At 71.6% G+C, this 17701-nt stretch carries 19 protein-coding genes; 10 read left to right on the top strand and 9 right to left on the bottom strand.

All coding sequences use genetic code 11. From position 1 onward, the window contains the following. The first annotated feature begins 29 nt into the window (after positions 1-29). Together BMY74_RS26380 and BMY74_RS26375 are read left to right on the top strand one after the other, a co-directional pair. A complete protein-coding gene (locus BMY74_RS26380) occupies positions 30-1916 on the top strand; it encodes a dipeptidyl-peptidase 5 (protein ID WP_089920652.1) in 1887 nt (628 codons plus the stop codon). Further along, positions 1913-2761 (top strand): S66 peptidase family protein, encoded by an 849-nt coding sequence (locus tag BMY74_RS26375; protein WP_089920651.1) that lies wholly within the window; start codon positions 1913-1915, stop codon positions 2759-2761. Before BMY74_RS26380 ends, BMY74_RS26375 begins: the two co-directional genes overlap by 4 nt. Positions 2762-2804: 43 nt before the next feature. On the opposite strand, the gene BMY74_RS26370 is transcribed toward BMY74_RS26375, so the two are convergent. Next, a complete protein-coding gene (locus BMY74_RS26370) occupies positions 2805-3344 on the bottom strand; it encodes an HSP18 transcriptional regulator (RefSeq protein ID WP_218159751.1) in 540 nt (179 codons plus the stop codon). A 105-nt stretch (positions 3345-3449) separates the two neighbouring features. Between BMY74_RS26370 and BMY74_RS26365 the strand changes: the two genes are divergently transcribed. From BMY74_RS26365 to BMY74_RS26355, 3 genes are read left to right on the top strand one after another with little or no spacing between them, the layout of a single operon-like run. Beyond that, a complete protein-coding gene (locus BMY74_RS26365) occupies positions 3450-3881 on the top strand; it encodes an Hsp20/alpha crystallin family protein (protein WP_089920649.1) in 432 nt (143 codons plus the stop codon). A 54-nt stretch (positions 3882-3935) separates the two neighbouring features. Continuing rightward, positions 3936-4649 carry a poly-gamma-glutamate hydrolase family protein gene (locus BMY74_RS26360; protein WP_089920648.1) on the top strand — a complete coding sequence of 238 codons (714 nt, stop codon included), beginning with the start codon at positions 3936-3938 and terminating at the stop codon, positions 4647-4649. Positions 4650-4660: 11 nt separating this feature from the next. Continuing rightward, entirely contained in the window at positions 4661-5017 is a 357-nt protein-coding gene (locus BMY74_RS26355) for a VOC family protein (RefSeq protein ID WP_089920647.1), read from the top strand. Between the two features lie 157 nt (positions 5018-5174). On the opposite strand, the gene BMY74_RS26350 is transcribed toward BMY74_RS26355, so the two are convergent. The 4 genes from BMY74_RS26350 to BMY74_RS26335 are packed head-to-tail and all read right to left on the bottom strand — an operon-like array spanning position 5175 to position 8597. Next, positions 5175-5720, bottom strand: coding sequence for a GNAT family N-acetyltransferase (locus tag BMY74_RS26350; RefSeq protein WP_089920646.1), 546 nt, complete (start codon positions 5718-5720; stop codon positions 5175-5177). A 4-nt stretch (positions 5721-5724) separates the two neighbouring features. After that, positions 5725-6936: an acyl-CoA dehydrogenase family protein gene (locus BMY74_RS26345; protein ID WP_089920645.1), complete on the bottom strand. Its 1212-nt coding sequence runs from the start codon at positions 6934-6936 to the stop codon at positions 5725-5727. A 3-nt stretch (positions 6937-6939) separates the two neighbouring features. Continuing rightward, a complete protein-coding gene (locus tag BMY74_RS26340) occupies positions 6940-7944 on the bottom strand; it encodes a phosphotransferase family protein (RefSeq protein WP_089920644.1) in 1005 nt (334 codons plus the stop codon). Further along, positions 7941-8597, bottom strand: a complete 657-nt coding sequence (locus tag BMY74_RS26335) for an HAD family hydrolase (protein WP_245786373.1) — start codon at positions 8595-8597, stop codon at positions 7941-7943. Before BMY74_RS26335 ends, BMY74_RS26340 begins: the two co-directional genes overlap by 4 nt. Positions 8598-8736: 139 nt before the next feature. On the opposite strand from BMY74_RS26335, the gene BMY74_RS26330 reads away from it, so the two are divergent. Next, positions 8737-10230, top strand: coding sequence for a carboxylesterase/lipase family protein (locus BMY74_RS26330; protein WP_245786372.1), 1494 nt, complete (start codon positions 8737-8739; stop codon positions 10228-10230). Positions 10231-10233: 3 nt separating this feature from the next. Continuing rightward, on the top strand, positions 10234-11436 hold the full coding sequence (locus BMY74_RS26325; RefSeq protein WP_089920642.1) for an MFS transporter: 1203 nt from the start codon (positions 10234-10236) through the stop codon (positions 11434-11436). Between the two features lie 52 nt (positions 11437-11488). Here BMY74_RS26325 and BMY74_RS45210 read toward each other — a convergent pair whose 3' ends face one another. After that, positions 11489-11644, bottom strand: coding sequence for a hypothetical protein (locus BMY74_RS45210; RefSeq protein WP_177229927.1), 156 nt, complete (start codon positions 11642-11644; stop codon positions 11489-11491). 201 nt (positions 11645-11845) lie between these two features. Between BMY74_RS45210 and BMY74_RS26320 the strand changes: the two genes are divergently transcribed. Beyond that, positions 11846-13051, top strand: coding sequence for a GGDEF domain-containing protein (locus BMY74_RS26320; protein ID WP_245786371.1), 1206 nt, complete (start codon positions 11846-11848; stop codon positions 13049-13051). A gap of 256 nt (positions 13052-13307) precedes the next feature. On the opposite strand, the gene BMY74_RS26315 is transcribed toward BMY74_RS26320, so the two are convergent. After that, positions 13308-14150 (bottom strand): alpha/beta fold hydrolase, encoded by an 843-nt coding sequence (locus BMY74_RS26315; RefSeq protein ID WP_089920640.1) that lies wholly within the window; start codon positions 14148-14150, stop codon positions 13308-13310. Positions 14151-14160: 10 nt separating this feature from the next. Between BMY74_RS26315 and BMY74_RS26310 the strand changes: the two genes are divergently transcribed. Next, complete coding sequence (locus tag BMY74_RS26310; protein ID WP_177229926.1) at positions 14161-14625, top strand: PPOX class F420-dependent oxidoreductase; 465 nt, start codon at positions 14161-14163, stop codon at positions 14623-14625. A 15-nt stretch (positions 14626-14640) separates the two neighbouring features. Beyond that, on the top strand, positions 14641-15027 hold the full coding sequence (locus BMY74_RS26305) for a hypothetical protein (protein WP_089920638.1): 387 nt from the start codon (positions 14641-14643) through the stop codon (positions 15025-15027). Here the strand turns inward: BMY74_RS26305 and BMY74_RS26300 are convergent. Together BMY74_RS26300 and BMY74_RS26295 are read right to left on the bottom strand one after the other, a co-directional pair. After that, positions 15024-15680, bottom strand: a complete 657-nt coding sequence (locus tag BMY74_RS26300; protein WP_089920636.1) for a VOC family protein — start codon at positions 15678-15680, stop codon at positions 15024-15026. The two genes, BMY74_RS26305 and BMY74_RS26300, sit on opposite strands and share 4 nt — an antisense overlap. A gap of 15 nt (positions 15681-15695) precedes the next feature. Continuing rightward, a complete protein-coding gene (locus BMY74_RS26295; protein ID WP_245786370.1) occupies positions 15696-17696 on the bottom strand; it encodes a putative bifunctional diguanylate cyclase/phosphodiesterase in 2001 nt (666 codons plus the stop codon). Positions 17697-17701: the final 5 nt, after the last annotated feature.

Raw genomic sequence — 17701 nt, 5'->3', positions numbered from 1 at the left:
ACCAAACACTCCGCGTATAGGGTCGGGTTGTGGTGAAGATCGCTTCGTACGGGACCTGGACCTCGCCGATCACGGCCGGCGACACCTCGAAGCCGGGGGGTGGGTTCCAGTGGGCCGACCTGCACGGTGAGAGCGTGTGGTGGGCGGAGAGCCGGCCCGCCGAGGGCGGCAGGGTGGCGTTGGTGCGCGACGGCGTGGAGGTGCTGCCCGCGCCGTGGAACGCCCGCAACCGGGTGCATGAGTACGGCGGGCGGCCGTTCGTGGTGCTCGCCGAGGACAGGGTGGCGTTCACGCACTGGGCCGACCAGCGCGTCTACGTGTTCGATCCCGCCTCCCCGGAGCCCACGCCCCTGACCGAGGAGCCGCGGCGGCACCACGGGATCCGGTACTCGGACCTGTCGGCGGGCCCGGACGGTGAGGTGTGGTGCGTGCGGGAGACCGTGACCGGTGAGGCGCGCACGGACGTGCGCCGCGACCTGGTGGCGATCACCCGCGACGGCGGGATCCGGGTGCTGGGCGCGTCGCACCACTTCATGACGGGCCCGAAGATCAGCCCGGACGGCACGAAGGTCGCCTGGATCGGCTGGGACCACCCGCGGATGCCGTGGGACGGCACCGAGCTGTGCGTCGCCGATGTCGGGTCCTCGGAGCACCGCGTGGTGGCGGGCTCGGACACCGAGGCGGTGTGCCAGTTCGAGTGGGAGGGCGACTCGCTGCTCGCGCTGACCGATCCGGACGGCTGGTGGAACCTCTTCCGCGTCTCCCCGGACGGCACGCGCAAGAACCTGGCGCCGTGCGAGGAGGAGCTGGGCGGCCCGATGTGGCGGCTGGGCAACCGGTGGTTCGCGACGCTGTCGCCGGGCCGGTACCTGGTGGTGCGCTCCGGGCACCTGGCGGTGCTCGACGAACGCAGCGCGACCGTCACCGACGTGCAGACCGACCTGCCGACGTGGGCGGCGGACCTGTCGGTGCGCGACGGCGTGGTGGTCTGCGGCGCGGCGGGGCCGACGTCGGACTACGCCGTGGTGCGCCTGGACCTGTCCAACGGCGAGCTGACCTACCTGACCGGCGGCCAGGAGTCCCCGGAGGCGGCGTACCTGCCGGTGCCGGTGGAACGGATGTTCGGGGAGATCCCGGCGTACGTGTACGCGCCGTCGAACCCGGACTTCGCCGGTCCTGAGGACGAGCTGCCGCCGTACGTGGTGCACGTGCACGGCGGTCCCACGGGCCGTGCGCTGCCCAAGCTCGACACGGACATCGCCTACTTCACCAGCCGCGGCATCGGCGTGGTGGCGGTGAACTACGGCGGCTCGACCGGCTACGGGCGGGCGTTCCGGGAGCGGCTGCGCGAGCAGTGGGGTGTCGTGGACGTGGAGGACTGCGCGTTCGTGGCCCAGCAGCTCGCGAAGGAGGGCACGGCGGACCCGGCGCGGCTGGGGATCCGGGGCGGCTCGGCGGGCGGCTGGACGTCGGCGGCGTCGCTGACCTCGACGAACGTGTACCGGTGCGGCATGGTGGCGTTCCCGATCCTCGACCTGGCGGGCTGGACGTCGGAGGGCGGCGAGACGCACGACTTCGAGTCGCGGTACGTGGAGGGCCTGGTCGGCACGCTGCCCGAGGCCGCCGACCGGTACTCCGACAGGTCGCCGTCGACGAAGGCCAGGTCGGTGTCGGGTCCGGTGCTGCTGTTGCAGGGCCTGGAGGACGAGATCTGCCCGCCGGAGCAGGCCGACCGGTTCGCCGCGGACCTGGCGGGGTCGGGGATCCCGCACGCGTACATCACGTTCGAGGGCGAGCAGCACGGGTTCCGGATGGCCGAGAACATCAGGACGGCGCTGGAGGCGGAGCTGTCGTTCTACGGGCAGGCGTTCGGGTTCGTCCCGCCGGGTGTTCCGGTGCTGGAACTGTCGCAGTGACCCTGCTCTCGCGCGGGGACCGGGTCGCGCTGGTGTCACCGGCCGGCCCGGCCCTGCCGTCGCGGCTGGCCGCGGGGGTGCAGGTGCTGCGCTCGTGGGGACTGGAGGTCACCACACCTGTGGTGGCGCCGTGGTCGTTGCCGTATCTCGCGGGCTCTGACCAGGCACGGGCCGACGAGTTCGTGGCGGGCTGGTGTTCGGACGTGGCGGCGGTGTTCTGCGTGCGCGGCGGCTACGGCTGTCTGCGGATGACCGATCTGGTGCCGTGGAAGGACCTGCCGGCGCGGGTGTTCGTGGGCTCGTCGGACGTGACGGTGCTGCACACCGAGCTCAACGCCGTGGGGCAGCCGACGGTGTTCGGGCCGATGCCGGGCACGGCGGACTTCGTCGACGACCCGCTGGCGCAGCGGCGGTTGCGGGCGGTGCTGTTCGACGGCGTGAAGTCGTGGACGGCCGGAACGCCCGTGGTGGCGGGTCGTGCGCGTGGGGTGCTCACGGGCGGGAACGTGGCGTTGCTGGCGGCGTCGGTGGGCGGCCCGCGGTGGTCGCCTCCGCCGCCGGGGGCGATCGCGGTGCTGGAGGACATCGGCGAGGAGGCCTACCGGCTGGACCGGCTGCTGACGCAGCTGCTGCGGGCGGGCTGGTTCGCGCCGGTGTCGGGGATCGTGCTGGGGTCGTGGACGGACTGCGGTGACGTGTCCGCGGTGCTGACCGACCGCCTGGCGGGGCTCGGCGTGCCGGTGCTGGGGGACTTCGGGTTCGGGCACTGCGCGGGGTCGTGGTCGTTGCCGCTGGGCGTGGCGGCGGAGCTCGACGTCGCGGCGCGGTCGCTCACGCTCGCCTGAGCCGGACCGGACCGCTGGGACCGGACTGCTGGGACCGGACTGGTCAGCCGCGGCGGTGGCGCTGGTCCAGGCGCAGCCGGTCGGTCTGGCGGCCGATGCCGGCGATCTGCTCGGCGAGGCCGGGTTGGTGTTCGCGCAGTCCCTCCTCGGCCTGGGCGAGCGGGGTGAGCAGGTCCGCGGCGTCCGACCCGCCGAGCGCGTGTTGCACGGCGGCGTCGTGCGGGCCGACCTGGGCGGCGAGGCCGCGCAGCACGCCTGCGTTGCGCTGGGCCCAGGCGGCGACGGCCTTGTCGCCGGCGCGGCGGTCGCGTTCGGCCTGGACGCGTTCGTCGCCGGTGCCGCTCTCCCCGGTGCGGCGCACCCGCAGGTAGCGCTTCTCGGCGGCCTGGCGGCTCGCGACGCCGAGTGCCGGGGCGAGGTCGGCCCAGCTGGTGCCCAGTGCCCGTGCGGCTTCGATCAGCTGGGGTTCCCATTCGGACAGCTCGTCGCGCAGCTGGCGCAGCAGCATCAGCGCGGCGAGGACCTCGGTGGCGGTGCCGGGGGTGGCGGCCGCGGCGCGGACGGCGTCGTAGTCGTTCGTCATGTCATCCTCCCGACGACATTTGGGACTTGTCATCGTTTCGACGACATGTTACAACGGTGGGGCAGCGCATTGACAGTCCCGATGAGCGATGACTGGAGGTGTCAGATGTTGATGCGCACTGACCCGTTCCGTGAGTTCGACCGGCTGACGCAGCAGGTGCTGGGGTCGGCGGGCACGTGGTCGCGGCCCGCGGCGATGCCGATGGACGCCTACCGCGACGGGGACGAGTTCGTGGTGGCCTTCGACCTGCCCGGGGTGGCGCCGGACGCGATCGATCTCGACGTCGAGCGCAACGTGCTGACCGTGAAGGCGGAGCGCAGGCCGGTGGGCAAGGACGTGGAGATGCAGGTGTCGGAACGGCCGCTGGGCGTGTTCTCGCGGCAGCTGTTCCTCGGTGACACCCTCGACGCCGACCGCATCGACGCGAAGTACGACGCGGGTGTGCTGACGCTGCGGATCCCGATCGCGGAACGCGCGAAGCCCCGCAAGATCGCGATCTCCGCCGGGGACGAGTCGCCCCGCCAGATCGACGCCTGATCCACCCGGCGGGCGGCGGCCGTCCGGGTGACGCCGGGTAGGCTTCCGCCCGCCATGAGACCCCAGCCCCAGTGGACGGCGTTAGACGTCTACGCGTCCAACTCCGACCTCTACGCCGATCCCCGACTGGTGGAACGGGTGGACTACCGGCGCCGCTTCAAGCGCCACCGCCCCCGCACGCCCTCGGTCGTCCTCGCCCCGCACGGCGGTGGCATCGAGGTCGGCACCTCGGAACTGTGCCTCGCGATCGCGGGCTTGCACCCCGGCACGCGCGTGCCGATCGGCCAGACCCACGACTACTGGATGTTCGAGGGCCTGCGCACCGCGGCGAACGACGAGCTGCACGTCACCTCGTCCAACTGCGACGACCGCGTGGCCCGCCAGCTCGTCTCGGGGGCCTCGCACGCCCTCGGTCTGCACGGCTGCACCGCCGCGGCCGCGGGCCTGGAGGACCACGACCGGGCCGTCCTGGTCGGCGGCCGGGACGCGTTGCTGCGCCTGGAGCTGCTGACGCGGCTGCGGCGGGCCGGTTTCCACACGATCGACGCGGTCGACCACCCGGTGCTGGGCGGCTTCGACCGGGCGAACATCGCGAACCGCACGAAGTCGCGCCAGGGCGCGCAGCTGGAGCTGACGACACCGCTGCGCACCGCGATGTTCGCGGAGAACTCGCGCTCGGACCGGCGGCACACCACGACCGAGGTGTTCTGGGACTTCGTGCACGCCTGCCGGGCCGCGCTGGCCGCGCGTGAGGCGCTCAACAACTAGCGTCAGGCCGCATGCGCCTCACGTCGGTCACCATCGGCACGTCCCAGCCCGTCGCGCTCGCCGCGTTCTACGCCCGTCTGCTCGGCGGCACCGTGCAGGCCGTGGACGACGGCTGGGCGCAGGTGCGGACACCCGGCGGGCTGACGGTGAACCTGGAGCGGGAGCAGGCGTTCCGGCGACCGGTGTGGCCCGCGGTCGCGGGTGAGCAGGTGGCGACGCAGCACCTCGACATCGAGGTGGACGACCTGGAGGTGTCGGTCGCGCACGCGGTGGCGTGCGGGGCGGTGCTCGCGCAGGTGCAGCCGCAGGAGGACGTGCGGGTGCTGTTCGATCCGGACGGGCACCCGTTCTGCCTGTTCACCGGCTAGTGGCGTGGCACAGAACGTTGGCGACGTATCCGCGCTCAGCAGGATCCGTCGCGGCACCGCCCCACGCCCCCGTTCAACCAGTACGAGGCCGTGGGGGGCGGCACCCCGACACATCCGTCTGACCACGAATACACCGGCAACGTTCCGAGCCACACCACTAGACGCGCTGCCCGAGCAGCCGGCCGGGCCAGGTGCCGCCGCGCGCGGTGAAGGTGCCCAGCGACGTGAAGCCCTGCTTCTCGTAGTAGGCGACGAGGCGGTGGTCGTCGCCGTCGTAGCAGTCGACGCGGACGAGGCCGACCCCGGCGGCGCGGGCTTCGGCGAGGGCGTGGCGCAGCAGCGCGGCGCCGACGCCCCGGCCGGTGAACGCGCGGGCGGTGACGAGCAGGGAGATGTAGTGCTCGGGCTCGTCGGCGGGCGGCACGTACGCGGCGGCGGTGGTGGAGGTGATGACCACACCGGCGACGGCGTTGCCGGTGTTGCCCGTGTTGTCGGCGGTGCTCTCGTCGCCACGGTCGACGGCGAGCCACACGGTGCCTGTCGTGGCGAGCGCGGTGAACCGTTCGACGGAGGCCGGGACGCCGGAGAAGTGGTCGGTCCCCCACTGTCCGGTGCGACCTCGCGAGGCGAGCCAGTCCTGCGCGTCATCCAGCATCTGCAGGATCGCCGGGACGTCGGCCGGCCCGCCTCGCGTGATCTCCATGCCTCTACAGGTACTTCTTGAGCTCCCGCTTGGCCAGCGACATGCGGTGGACCTCGTCGGGTCCGTCGGCGAGCCGCAGGGTGCGGGCGGCGACCCAGAGTTCGGCGAGCGGGGTGTCCTGGCTGACGCCGCCGGCGCCGTGGGCCTGGATGGCCTTGTCGAGGACCCATTCGGTCATGAGCGGGGTGCCGATCTTGATGGCCTGGATCTCGGTGTGGGCGCCCTTGTTGCCGACGGTGTCCATGAGCCACGCGGTCTTGAGCACGAGCAGGCGGGCCTGTTCGATGCGGACGCGGGCCTCGGCGATCCACTCCTGCACGACGCCCTGGGTGGCGATGGGCTTGCCGAAGGCGACGCGGGACACGGCGCGGCGGCACATGAGTTCGAGGGCGCGTTCGGCCATGCCGATCAGGCGCATGCAGTGGTGGATGCGGCCGGGGCCGAGGCGGGCCTGGGCGATGGCGAAGCCCTCGCCCTCCCCGGCTATGAGGTTCGACGCGGGGACGCGGACGTTGTCGAAGACGATCTCGGCGTGGCCGCCGTGGGCGTGGTCGCCGTAGCCGAAGACGCGCATCTCGCGTTGCACGGTGATGCCGGGGGTGTCGCGCGGGACGAGGATCTGGGACTGCTGGCGGTGGCGGTCGGCGCCGGGGTCGGTCTTGCCCATGACGATGAAGATGGCGCAGTTGGGGTTCATGGCGCCCGAGGACCACCACTTGCGGCCGTTGATGACGTAGTCGTCGCCGTCGCGTTCGATGCGGGTGGCGATGTTGGTGGCGTCGGAGCTGGCGACGTCGGGTTCGGTCATGCAGAACGCGGAGCGGATCTCGCCGTCGAGCAGGGGCTGCAGCCACTGCTTCTTCTGCTCGTCGGTGCCGAACATGGCGAGCACTTCCATGTTGCCGGTGTCCGGGGCGGCGCAGTTGAGGGCTTCGGGGGCGAGGTGGGGGCTGCGGCCGGTGATCTCGGCCAGGGGCGCGTACTGCAGGTTCGTCAGGCCCGCGCCGTGCTCGGCGTCGGGAAGGAAGAGGTTCCACAGGCCTTGGCGGCGGGCCTCGGCCTTGAGCTCTTCGAGGACCGGCTGGCGCTGCCACGGGTCGTCGGCGTCGTGCAGCTGCTGCTCCAGCACGGCCTCGGCCGGGTAGACGAACTCGTCCATGAAGGTGAGGAGCCTGGTGCGCAGTTCCTCGGTCTTGGCGTCGTAGGCGAAGTCCATGACTCAGAGCTCCTTGTGGGCGGCGGCGAGTCCCTGCCGCACGAGGGGAACGGTGAACGCGCCGAGCTTGTCGAAGCCGGCGCCGACGGTCTGGCCGCCTGCGAAGCGGAAGTGGATGCCTTCGACGATGACGGCGAGCTTGAAGTAGCCGAAGGCGATGTACCAGCCGAGGCCGGAGGTGTCGGTGCCGGTGCGGGCGGTGTAGCGGGCGACGAGCTCGTCGGCGGAGAGGAACCCGGGCAGGGAGGTGACGCCGCCGGTGATGGGGTCGTTGTCGGAACCGAGACCCGCCCAGTAGACGTAGAGCAGTCCGAGGTCGGCGAGCGGGTCGCCGAGGGTGGCCATCTCCCAGTCCAGGACGGCGCTGATGGCGAGGGGGTCCTGGGTGACGAGGGCGTTGTCGAGGCGGTAGTCGCCGTGGATGATCGCGGCGCGCGGCGAGTCGGGGACGGTGGCGGCGAGCTTGTCGCGCAGTTCGTCGATGCCGGGCAGGTCGCGGCTGCGCGAGGCGTCGAGCTGCTTGCCCCAGCGCTTGACCTGGCGGGCGAGGAACCCCTCCGGGCGGCCGAAGTCGCCGAGCCCGACGGACTCGGGGTCGACGGCGTGCAGGTCGGCGAGCACGTCGACGAGGCGCTGCGACAGGGTGCGGGCCTGCTCAGGGGTGATCCAGGGGCACTGGCCGCGTTCGCGCAGGGCGGCGCCGGGCATCTCCTGCATGAGGTAGAACGGCGCGCCGATCACGGACGGGTCCTCGACCAGCAGCTTCGCGCCCGGTACGGGGACGGCGGTGCCGGCGAGGGCGGAGATGACGCGGAACTCCCGCGCCATGTCGTGCGCGGTGGCGAGGACGTGGCCCAGCGGCGGGCGGCGCAGCACCCACGTGTCGGTGCCGTCGCTGACGCGGTAGGTGAGGTTGGAGCGGCCGCCGCGGAACAGCTCGCCGGTGAGCGGGCCCGTGCCCAGGTGCGTGGCCAGTGCCTGCAGGTCGAGGCCGGGAAGGTCGGTCACAGGTTCACTCCGAGGGTGGCGAGGTGGGCGCGGGTGGCGTCGGCGCTCGTGTGCCGCAGGGCGTGCATGCCGACGGCCTGGGCGGCTTCGACGTTGATCGGCGCGTCGTCGAAGAACACGGCGCGCCCGGCGGGGACGCCGATGCGCTCCAGGGTGTGGTGGTAGATGCGCTCGTCGGGTTTGCGCAGGCCGATGCGGCCGCTGATCACGACGGTGTCGAACAGCTCGAGCAGCAGGTCCTTCGGGTAGCCCTCGCCCCAGCTGTTGGACAGCAGCGCGGTGTGCAGACCGGCGGCGCGCGCCTTGCGGACGAGTTCGACCATCGCCGGGTCGGGGGTGGCGCCGCCGAACATGCGCTTGAGCAGCCCGTTGCCGTCCACGGCCGTGCCGGTGGTGGTGATGAGCTCGGCGGCGAGCAGCCGTTCGAACTCGGGCACCGTGAGCTCGCCGGTCTCCAGGCGGAACACGGGGTTGTCCGGGAGCGCGTCGCGGCTGAGCCATTCGCGCATGATGCGGCCGTAGACGTCGCGGTCGATGGCCTCGGCGTGCATCCAGGCGCCGACGAACTCGGGCACGGAGACCGTCATGACGCCGCCCCAGTCGAACACCAGCGCGTCGACCTCGGGCTGCGGAGGAAGCGTTGAGTCACCCACGCACCGGAGGGTACCGACCGGTCGGTATGTGAGCAACCGGTGGTCGTCGCGTCCGACTTTCGATGGACGCGCCCTGTCGCCTTTATGCGGTTTCCCCGCCGTGTGGTCCTCGCTACGTTCGACCCCGAAAGGGGGATTCATGAGAAGGACAGCAGTGGCGGTGCTGGCCGCCGTGATGACACTGGCCGTCGTGCCGCCCGCGGCCTCTGCCTCGGCGGACGGGCCGGTGGTGAGCACGGACAAGGGCGCGGTGCGGGGGAAGGTGACCGAGCGGGTGCGGACGTTCGGGAGCATCCCGTTCGCCGCCGCGCCGGTCGGGGCGAACCGGTGGCGCGACCCGCAGCCGGTGACGGCGTGGCGGGGTGTGCGGGACGCGACGACGCCCGCTCCGGCGTGCGCGCAGACCTCGCAGCTGGGGCAGCCGGCCTCGGAGACGGAGGACTGCCTCTACCTGAACGTGACGACACCGGCGCAGCGCTCCCACCGGACGCGGCCGGTCATGGTGTGGATCCACGGCGGCGGCTTCACCGCCGGGGCGGCGTCGATGTACGACCCGTCGTGGCTCGCGGCGAACAACGACGCCGTCGTGGTCACGGTGAACTACCGGCTGGGCGTGTTCGGGTTCTTCGGCCACCCCGGACTGCCGGGATCAGGGGCGTTCGGGCTGGCCGACCAGCAGGCGGCGCTGCGGTGGGTGCAGCGCAACGCCCGCGCGTTCGGCGGCGACGCCCGCAACGTGACGGTGTTCGGCGAGTCCGCGGGCGGGCTGAGCGTGTGCGCGCAGCTGGCGTCCCCGCGGGCGGCCGGGTTGTTCGCCAAGGCGATCATCCAGTCGGGGCCGTGCGGGCTGACGCTGCCGTCGTTCACCACGCCGGGTGAGTTCACCGGTGTGTGGCGGTCACGCGCGGACACGGAGAAGGCCGGTACCGGCACCCTCGGGTGCGCCGATCTGGCCTGCCTGCGGGCCAAGCCGGTGGCGGAACTGCTGACGGTGCACGAGCAGTTCGCGTCACCGTCCTACGACACCGCCGTGCTGCCGATCGACCCGGTCATCGCACAACGCACCGGCCGGATCCACCGCGTGCCGACGCTGGTGGGGTCGACGCACGACGAGATGACGCTGTTCGCGCCGCTGTTCTGGCCGCAGCCGATCCCGGAGTCCGCCTACGGCGACCAGCTGGCCTGGATCTTCGGCGCAGACGCCGGCGAGGTCGCGGCCCGCTACCCCGTCAACGGCAACGACGACGCCCGCGACGAGATCGCCCGCGTGCTGACCGACCGGTCGTGGGCCTGCACCAGCCAGACCACGCGCGCGGAGCTGGGCCGGTACACGCGGGTGTCGGGCTACGAGTTCGCCGACCCCGACGTGCCGATGATCTTCCCCGGCTTCCCGCCGTTCCCCGACTACGGCGCCTACCACGGCTCCGAGCTGCTGATGCTGTTCGACCTGGGCCAGACGCTCACGCCCGCACAGCGGCAGGTGTCGGACTACGTGATCGCGGAGTGGGGCCGCTTCGCCCGCACCGGTGACCCGGGGTGGCGCGCGCCGGTGCAGTCACTCGCGCCGGGGGCGATCGGCGGCACCGATTTCGCCCTGGATCACCAGTGCGGGTTCTGGTCGTCCATCCTGTAGCGCATGCCCGGTTACCGCGGACTCGCCCGCGATCGCGAGTTCCGCGCCCTGTTCGTGGCGCACGTGGTGTCGGTGGCCGGGGACCAGTTCGCCAGGGTCGCGCTGACGGTGCACGTCTACGACCGCACCGCCAGCGCGGGCCTCACGGCGCTGACCTACGCGTTGACGTTCCTGCCGGACCTGCTCGGCGGGCCCCTGCTCTCGGGGCTCGCCGACCGGTTCGCGCGCCGCGGCGTGATGGTGGCCGCCGACCTCGTGCGAGCGGCGTTGCTGCTGGTGATGGCGGTGCCGGGGCTGCCGTTGTGGGTGCTGGCGGCGCTGCTGGTCGCGGTGCAGCTCGCGGGCGCCCCGCACGGAGCGGCCCGGGCCGCGGTGCTGCCGACCATCCTGCCCGACGAGCGCTACCCCCTCGCCCAGGCCGCGCTCAACACCGTCACCCAGCTCGCGCAGGTCGCCGGGTTCCTCGGCGGCGGCGTGCTCGTCGCCGCCCTGGGACCGAGCCCGGTGCTCGTGGCGGACGCGGCGACGTTCGCGGTGTCCGCGCTGCTCGTCGGCGTGTTCCTGCTGCACCGGCCACCACCGGCCCACCCGCACGTGCGCGCCTGGCCCGCCGACCTCGTGGGAGGCGCGAGACTGGTGTGGGGCGACCGCCGCCTGCGCGCACTGGTCGCACTCGCCTGCGTGTCCGGCTTCTACATCACCGCCGAAGCACTCGCCGCACCGCTCGCGTCCGGGCTCGGCGCGGGACCGGCCGCCGTCGGCGCCATCTTCGGTGTGGTGTCGGCGGGCACCGCGGCGGGCATGGTCGTCCTCGCCCGCGTCCCCGCCGAACGCGGGCTGCGGTGGATGCCCGTGCTCGCGGTCGCCTCGTGCGCGGTGCTGCTGCCGATGGCGTTGCAGCCGGGTCTGCTGTGGACCCTCGTCCTGCTCGGCCTCTCCGGCGCCGCGAGCGGCTACCAGCTGCTCGCGAACGCGACGTTCGTCCGTTCCGTGCCCGACGCCACCCGCGGGCAGGCGTTCGGGCTCGCCGTCACCGCCCTGCGCGTCTCGCAGGGCCTCGGGATCGCCGCGGCGGGCGCCGCCGCGCAAGCCTGGCCCGTGCACCACGTCGTCGCCGCCGTCGCCGCGGTGGGCGTGCTGGCGGCGGCCGGTGCCGCACGGGACTGGAAGCAAGCCTGCGAACAGGCCGAACAAGCGTCACGGTGACGGTGGAGGGTGCTGGCGGACACCCTCCTTCGTCACCACGAACCCCCAGGGCTCAGACGGTCCAGTCGGTCGACGCGAACGTCCAGTCCGTCGACGAGGCGAACGTCCAGTCGGTCGACCCGGACGCGAACGTCCAGTCCGTCGACTTCGCGAAAGTCCAGTCAGTGGAGGTGAAGGTCCAGTCGGTGGACAGCGCGCGGTTGATCATGACCGTCTCCTTGTGGGAATGCGGGGTGTGCAACGAGGGGTGAGAACACGAGGACTACTCAGGGTGAGGTCCCCCACATGGAGCCACGACTTCGCGTGACCCGGTAGCTACAGTGGTTTGTTCCTGATGGTGTTCGGTGGGGGTGGCAGCGTGCCTTGGCTCGACCCGCGCCGGTGGAAGTTATGGTCCCTTCCTCCTGTCGTGCTGACCTACGTCCTGACGATTGCCCTGCTCGCGGCACTCGTCACGGTCGCGACCGCACGGCTTACCCCTGTCGAGGTGCGCCACTGGGTCTGGTTCGCGGCACTCACCGCGGCAGCGCTGGTCCACCTCGAAGCAGCGCGCGGAATCGAACGCATCCGCGAAATCTCCTCTGAGGGCGTCCCTCACGCGCAGATGCAGTCGGTCTGGCAATTCGCGGGCGTGCTCGTACTCCCGATGCCACTGGTCGTCCTGATGGTCGTGACCATCTACCTGCACGCGTGGCTGCGGGTCTACAAACGCCGGGCCGTTCTCTACCGGAAACTGTTCTCCGCCGCCACTGTCGTACTTGGCTGTGCCGCAGCGCAATGGGTGCTGCACATGTTCTCCGCCTCAACACCGTCCGACCTGGACGGCCCACGAGGACTCGCCGCCCTCGTGATCGCGGGACTGCTCTACTGGTTCGTCAACTACGCCCTGGTCGTGGGCGCCATCATCATGACCAACCCCGCCAACCCCCTGAAGACCGCGCTCGGCCACGCCAGCGACGTCCTCATCGTCACCGCGTCCGTCGGCCTCGGCTCCGGCATCGCCGTCATCGCCACCGCACGCCCCTGGCTCTCCCCCATCCTGCTGCTCACGGTGCTCGCCCTGCACATGGGCCTGCTGCTGCCGCAGTTCCGCGTCGCCGCCCGCACCGACAGCAAGACCGGCCTCGTCGACGCCACCTTCTGGCACGACGTCGCCGAACGAGAACTCGCCCGGGCCCGCCGCCTCGCCTCCACCGTCGGCGTCCTCATCCTCGACCTCGACCACTTCAAACAGATCAACGACACCTACGGCCACCTCGCCGGCGACCGAGTCCTGCGCGCCGTCGCCGACACCCTCAAACACGCCGTCCGCTCCTACGACCTCGTCGGCCGCTTCGGAGGCGAGGAGTTCGCCGTCCTGCTCCCCGGCGTCGGATCAGGCGAGGTCCGCGCCACCGCCGAACGCATCCGCTTCGACATCGCCCGCCTCGAGGTCGAGGTCGTCGACCGCCTCGGCGAGACCCGCGTCATCACCGGCCTCACCGGCTCCGTCGGCGCCGCGGTGTTCCCCGACACCGCCACCGAACTCAGCCCCCTGCTCCTCGCCGCCGACGAGGCCCTCTACCAGGCCAAGAACAACGGCCGCGACCGCGTCGCCACCGCCGCGGCCCGCTAGGAGCACGCCCCTCGCGGGCCGCCGGGAAGAGCGCGGGCCTGGGGAACGGCAGGGCGCCTCGCGGGCGAAAGCGGGAGGCCGCGAAAGCGGAAAGCCGTGGAGGGCGAAGCAGCAGTTCTCGGCATCCACGCCGCTCAGGCCCTTCACGACACACCGGCGGCGCGGGCCCCTCACACCACACCGCGAAAGCGCGCCCCGCCCGCCGGGCCACCCGCGAAAGACGCCGCCCGGCCTCACCGCCCGCCCGGACCCGCCCCTAGCGCCCGAGGAACGCCTCGACCTCCCGCGCCACCCGCTCCGGCTCCTCCACCCAGGGGAAGTGCCCCACACCCTCGTGCACGTACAACGTCGCGTCCGGGAACAAGCCCACCAGCTCCGCACACCGCCGCACCGGCGAGATCGGGTCCTCCGAGCACGCGTACACCAGCACCGGGTGCCCGAAGTCCACCAGCGCCCGCCGCAACACCCCCGGCACGAACGCCCCCTCGGCGTTGTAGCCCAGCGCCACCTCGTACTTCCACTGCCCGAGCTCCGCCTCGGCGTGCGCCTGAGCGCGCGCGTCCCACCGCGCGTACAGCAACGGCGACGCCGCCACCCGGTTGCTCACCGAGTCGTCACCGGCGGCGGTCCTGTCCAGGGCCGTCGTCGCCGCCTCGAACCACGGCTCACCCGCACGGGCCGCCAGGAACACGTCCCAGTCGCTCTGCTCCGGCGACAACCCCACGCTGCGCAACGCCGGCGTCAGCAGCACCAGCTTCCCGATCCGGTCCGGGAAGTCCGCCGCGTAGCCCATCGCGATCCCCGCACCCGCGGAGTGCCCCAGCACGTCCACCACCTCCAGGCCGAGGTGGCGGCGCAGCATCTCCACGTCCCGCACCAGCATGTCCCGCCGGTAGGTGAACGGATCCGCCGGCTCGTCCGACTCACCCGTGCCCCGGTTGTCCAGCACGACCAGCCGCCGCGACGCGTCCAGCCCGCCCAACGTCTCCAGGTACTCCGACGCCCGCCCCGGACCACCCGCCAACACGAGCAGAGGGGGACCCTCGCCCACATCTCGATACGCGAGTTCCGTGCCGTCGAACGAGGTGAAGCGTGCCATGCTGCCTATCATGCCGAAGATCGCCACGGCCGACCTCGTCGACCGGCCGCAGCTGCTCGAGTTCCTCGCAATCCGCCACCACGGCGTCCTCATCACCCGCCGCAGCACCACCGACGGCCTGCAGGTCTCCCCCGTCTCCTGCGGCGTCGACACCCGGGGCCGCATCGTCGTCGCCACCTACCCCCAGCGCGCCAAGGTCCGCAACGCCCGCCGCAACCCCCACGTCACGATGTGCGTGCTCTCCGACGACTGGGACGGCGCCTACGTCCAGATCGACGGCACCGCCGAGGTCCTCGACCTCCCCGACGCCCTCGAGGACTTCGTCGAGTACTACCGCTGCATCGCGGGCGAACACCCCGACTGGGACGAGTACCGCGCCGCCATGCTCCGCCAGGGCAAGTCCCTCATCCGCATCACCATCGACACCTGGGGCCCCGTCGCCACCGGCGGCTTCCCGCCCGAACTGGACCAGTAGCCCGTGAAGCCCTGGATGAAGACCGTCCTCTGGGTCTACATCGCGTTCAACCTGCTCCAGGCCGTCGTCCTCACGATCGACCCCGAACTCACCGACCGCGCCTACCTCGGCGGCGAGATGACCCCCACCCGCGCGTTCCAGTGGTACGCCGTCGCCGGCTACCACGTCCTCATCATCGCCGTCACGATCATCGCCATGGGCCTGCACCGGGCCGCCGACCGACGCAAGATCATCATCGTCAACGCACTGATGTACCTGCTCTGGGACGCCGGCTCACAACTGGCCTACTGGGGCAGCGAGATCGGCATGGCCACCTCGGACCTGCTCATCAACGCCGGCGTCAGCACCGCCACCGGCCTCACCCTGCTCGCCGTGGCCTGGTTCGACCGCGACCCGGCCTAACCAGCCCAGTTCCCGCCCCAGCCCGCCGGCTTCTCCAGCAACGCGCACGAGCCGCCGTGCGGGCCCTGCACCGAGGCGACCCTGCCGATCGGCAAGGCACCCGGACCCGACGTCACCTCACCGCCCAGCTCCACCACCTGGGCACACGCCGCCTCGACGTCGTCCACCGCGAAGTACACACCCCACGACGACTCCGCGCCCAGACACGACTGCATCGTCCCCGCCACCGGACGCGGACCACCGTGCCGCGCCGACGTGAACAGACCCAGCGCCCGCGCACCGGACGCCGCCTCCCACCCCAGCTCCCGCGTCCAGTACTCGTCGTCCTCACCCGGCGTGCCCGTCAGCAACTCCACCCAGCACGGCTCACCATGCCTCGGCGGCGGCGCCCACGGACCGTGCAACACCCGCCCACCGTCCACAGAGGAGTTCGCCCTCAGCCCACGCGCCCCGTCACCACCGAAGACGACCTGCCACCCCAGATCCCCCGCGACCACACGCGCCGCCAGCCGATCACCCACGAAACCCGAGAACGACCCACCCGGCTCCGCGATCACCGTCCACCCCAGAACCCCCGCGAAGAAGTCCACCGACGACTCCGGCTCGGCAACGCACAACTCAAGACGACGAACACCACAAGACGACACGGACATCCCATCAGGCGGGGATCAGGAGCGCGCACCATCCTCTGCTCCGACCACCTGAGACGACAATGCGCCATTCGGCGGCATGCGCTCCGCGCTCACCACGTCACGCAACGGCACCGGCCTGCCCAGGTGGAAACCCTGCCCCACCCGCACCCCGAGTCCCCGCAACGCCTCCACCTGCGACGGACGCTCCACCCACTCCGCCACCGCCGACAACCCCAGCCCGTTCGCGATCTGCACGATCCCCGACACCAGCACCGCATCCGCCTCGCTGGTCTCGATCCCCTTCACGAACTCACCGTCGATCTTGATCCCCGTGATCGGCAGGTGCTTCAGGTGCACGAACGACCCGAACCCCGACCCGAAGTCGTCCAGCGTGATCCGGCACCCGAACCCCCGCAGCTGCGTCGCCAACGCCACCGCCGCGTCCAGGTTCGTCACCGCCGCCGTCTCCGTGATCTCCAACCCCAACCGGCCGGGAGCCACCCCCGCCGAACCGAGCTTGTCCAGCACGAAGTCACCGAAATCAGGATCCTCCAACGTCCGGCCCGACACGTTCACGTTGAACCGCAACCGCGGATCCGGCTGCGCCACCAACGCGTCGATCGCCGTCGTCAACACCCACCGGTCCACCTCCAGGATCAGGTTCGACCGCTCCGCCACCGGCAGGAAGTCCGCAGGCCCCAGATACGGCTCCTGCCCGTCCTCCAACCGCAACAACAACTCGTGCCCCAGCGTCTGACCCGACGTCAGCTCCACCATCGGCATCCCGTACAACGCCAGCCCGCCACCCGCCAGCGCCGCCCGCAACCGGTCCAGCACACTGACCCGCTTCACCGTGTCCGCGTAGTGGTTCGGCTCGTACACCGTCACCCGGTCCCGGCCCGCCGCCTTCGACGCGTACAACGCCAGATCCGCGTTCGCCAGCACCAACTCCCACGAATCACCCGGACCGAACTCCGCCAGCCCCGTGCTCACCGTGATCCGCGCCGGCGTCCCGATCCCCGCCAGCGGAAAACCCGCCACCGCGTCCCGCAGACCATCCGCCACCTCGGACGCGTCCTTCGGCGACGCCCCCGGCAACACCACCGCGAACTCGTCACCACCCAGACGAGCGATCAACCTGTCACCCAGACGAGACTGCAACGCACTCGCCAGCATCCGCATCACCCGGTCACCCACCGCATGACCGCGCAGATCGTTGACGTCCTTGAAGTTGTCCAGGTCCAGCACCAGCAACGCACCCGAACCGTTGTTCGCCAGCTCCTGCTCCAACGCCCGCGTCAACGCCCGCCGGTTCGGCAACCCCGTCAGCGGATCCTGCTCCGCCATCCGCACCAGCTCGTCGTGCACCCGGCTCGACTGCGTCACGTCGTGCGCCGTGCCCAAAGCCCGCAACGGCGTGCCGTCATCCCCCACGACGACCTCACCGAAGCACTCGAACACCCGCTCCTTGCCGTCCGGCCGCAACATCCGATGCGTGTACGTGAACACCGACCCCGTCTTCAACGCCGCGTCCAGCGTCTCCTCGATCATCGGAAGATCGTCCGGATGCACCAGCTGCGAGTACATCTCGAAGTCGAACGCCGTCCCCGGCGCGAACCCGAACATCTCCAGGAAGCTGTCCGACCACGTCACCCGGTCGTCCCGGATCGACCACTCCCACGTGCCCATCCGCCCCAGCGCCTGAGCCCGCCGCAACGCGTCCGCCTCCTGCGTCACCGTCAACTCACGATCACGCCACGACGACACGTCCACGACCTCGTACATCAGGTCGTCACCCAGCTTCGAGCACCGCACCTCGAGCCACCGCGGCCCCGGCACCAGCACTTCCCGCACCGGCGCCGGCACCTCGGGCACCCCCGGCAGCAACGCGGGCAACGACCGCCCGTACGCCTGCTCGACCGGAACCCCTAGCACAGCACCCAGCGCACGGTTGCACCACAACAGGTTCCCGCGCGCATCCGTCACGGCATAGCCGACACCCGCCCGGTCCAGCACCGTGCGGCAGTAGGAGGTCACGCGCG

It is taken from the genome of Lentzea albida (assembly GCF_900111005.1).
GTDB classification, from domain to species: Bacteria; Actinomycetota; Actinomycetes; order Mycobacteriales; family Pseudonocardiaceae; genus Lentzea; species Lentzea albida.
This window is presented reverse-complemented; position numbering and strand designations above follow the sequence as displayed.

Bases quoted from the DNA above. Each gene is read 5' to 3' on its own strand.
- BMY74_RS26370 (WP_218159751.1), bottom strand. From the start codon at position 3,344: ATGACGAACGACTACGACGCCGTCCGCGCCGCGGCCGCCACCCCCGGC.
- BMY74_RS26365 (WP_089920649.1), top strand. From the start codon at position 3,450: ATGTTGATGCGCACTGACCCGTTCCGTGAGTTCGACCGGCTGACGCAG.
- BMY74_RS26360 (WP_089920648.1), top strand. From the start codon at position 3,936: ATGAGACCCCAGCCCCAGTGGACGGCGTTAGACGTCTACGCGTCCAAC.
- BMY74_RS26355 (WP_089920647.1), top strand. From the start codon at position 4,661: ATGCGCCTCACGTCGGTCACCATCGGCACGTCCCAGCCCGTCGCGCTC.
- BMY74_RS26350 (WP_089920646.1), bottom strand. From the start codon at position 5,720: ATGGAGATCACGCGAGGCGGGCCGGCCGACGTCCCGGCGATCCTGCAG.
- BMY74_RS26345 (WP_089920645.1), bottom strand. From the start codon at position 6,936: ATGGACTTCGCCTACGACGCCAAGACCGAGGAACTGCGCACCAGGCTC.
- BMY74_RS26330 (WP_245786372.1), top strand. From the start codon at position 8,737: ATGAGAAGGACAGCAGTGGCGGTGCTGGCCGCCGTGATGACACTGGCC.
- BMY74_RS26325 (WP_089920642.1), top strand. From the start codon at position 10,234: ATGCCCGGTTACCGCGGACTCGCCCGCGATCGCGAGTTCCGCGCCCTG.
- BMY74_RS45210 (WP_177229927.1), bottom strand. From the start codon at position 11,644: ATGATCAACCGCGCGCTGTCCACCGACTGGACCTTCACCTCCACTGAC.
- BMY74_RS26315 (WP_089920640.1), bottom strand. From the start codon at position 14,150: ATGGCACGCTTCACCTCGTTCGACGGCACGGAACTCGCGTATCGAGAT.
- BMY74_RS26310 (WP_177229926.1), top strand. From the start codon at position 14,161: ATGCCGAAGATCGCCACGGCCGACCTCGTCGACCGGCCGCAGCTGCTC.
- BMY74_RS26305 (WP_089920638.1), top strand. From the start codon at position 14,641: ATGAAGACCGTCCTCTGGGTCTACATCGCGTTCAACCTGCTCCAGGCC.
- BMY74_RS26300 (WP_089920636.1), bottom strand. From the start codon at position 15,680: ATGTCCGTGTCGTCTTGTGGTGTTCGTCGTCTTGAGTTGTGCGTTGCC.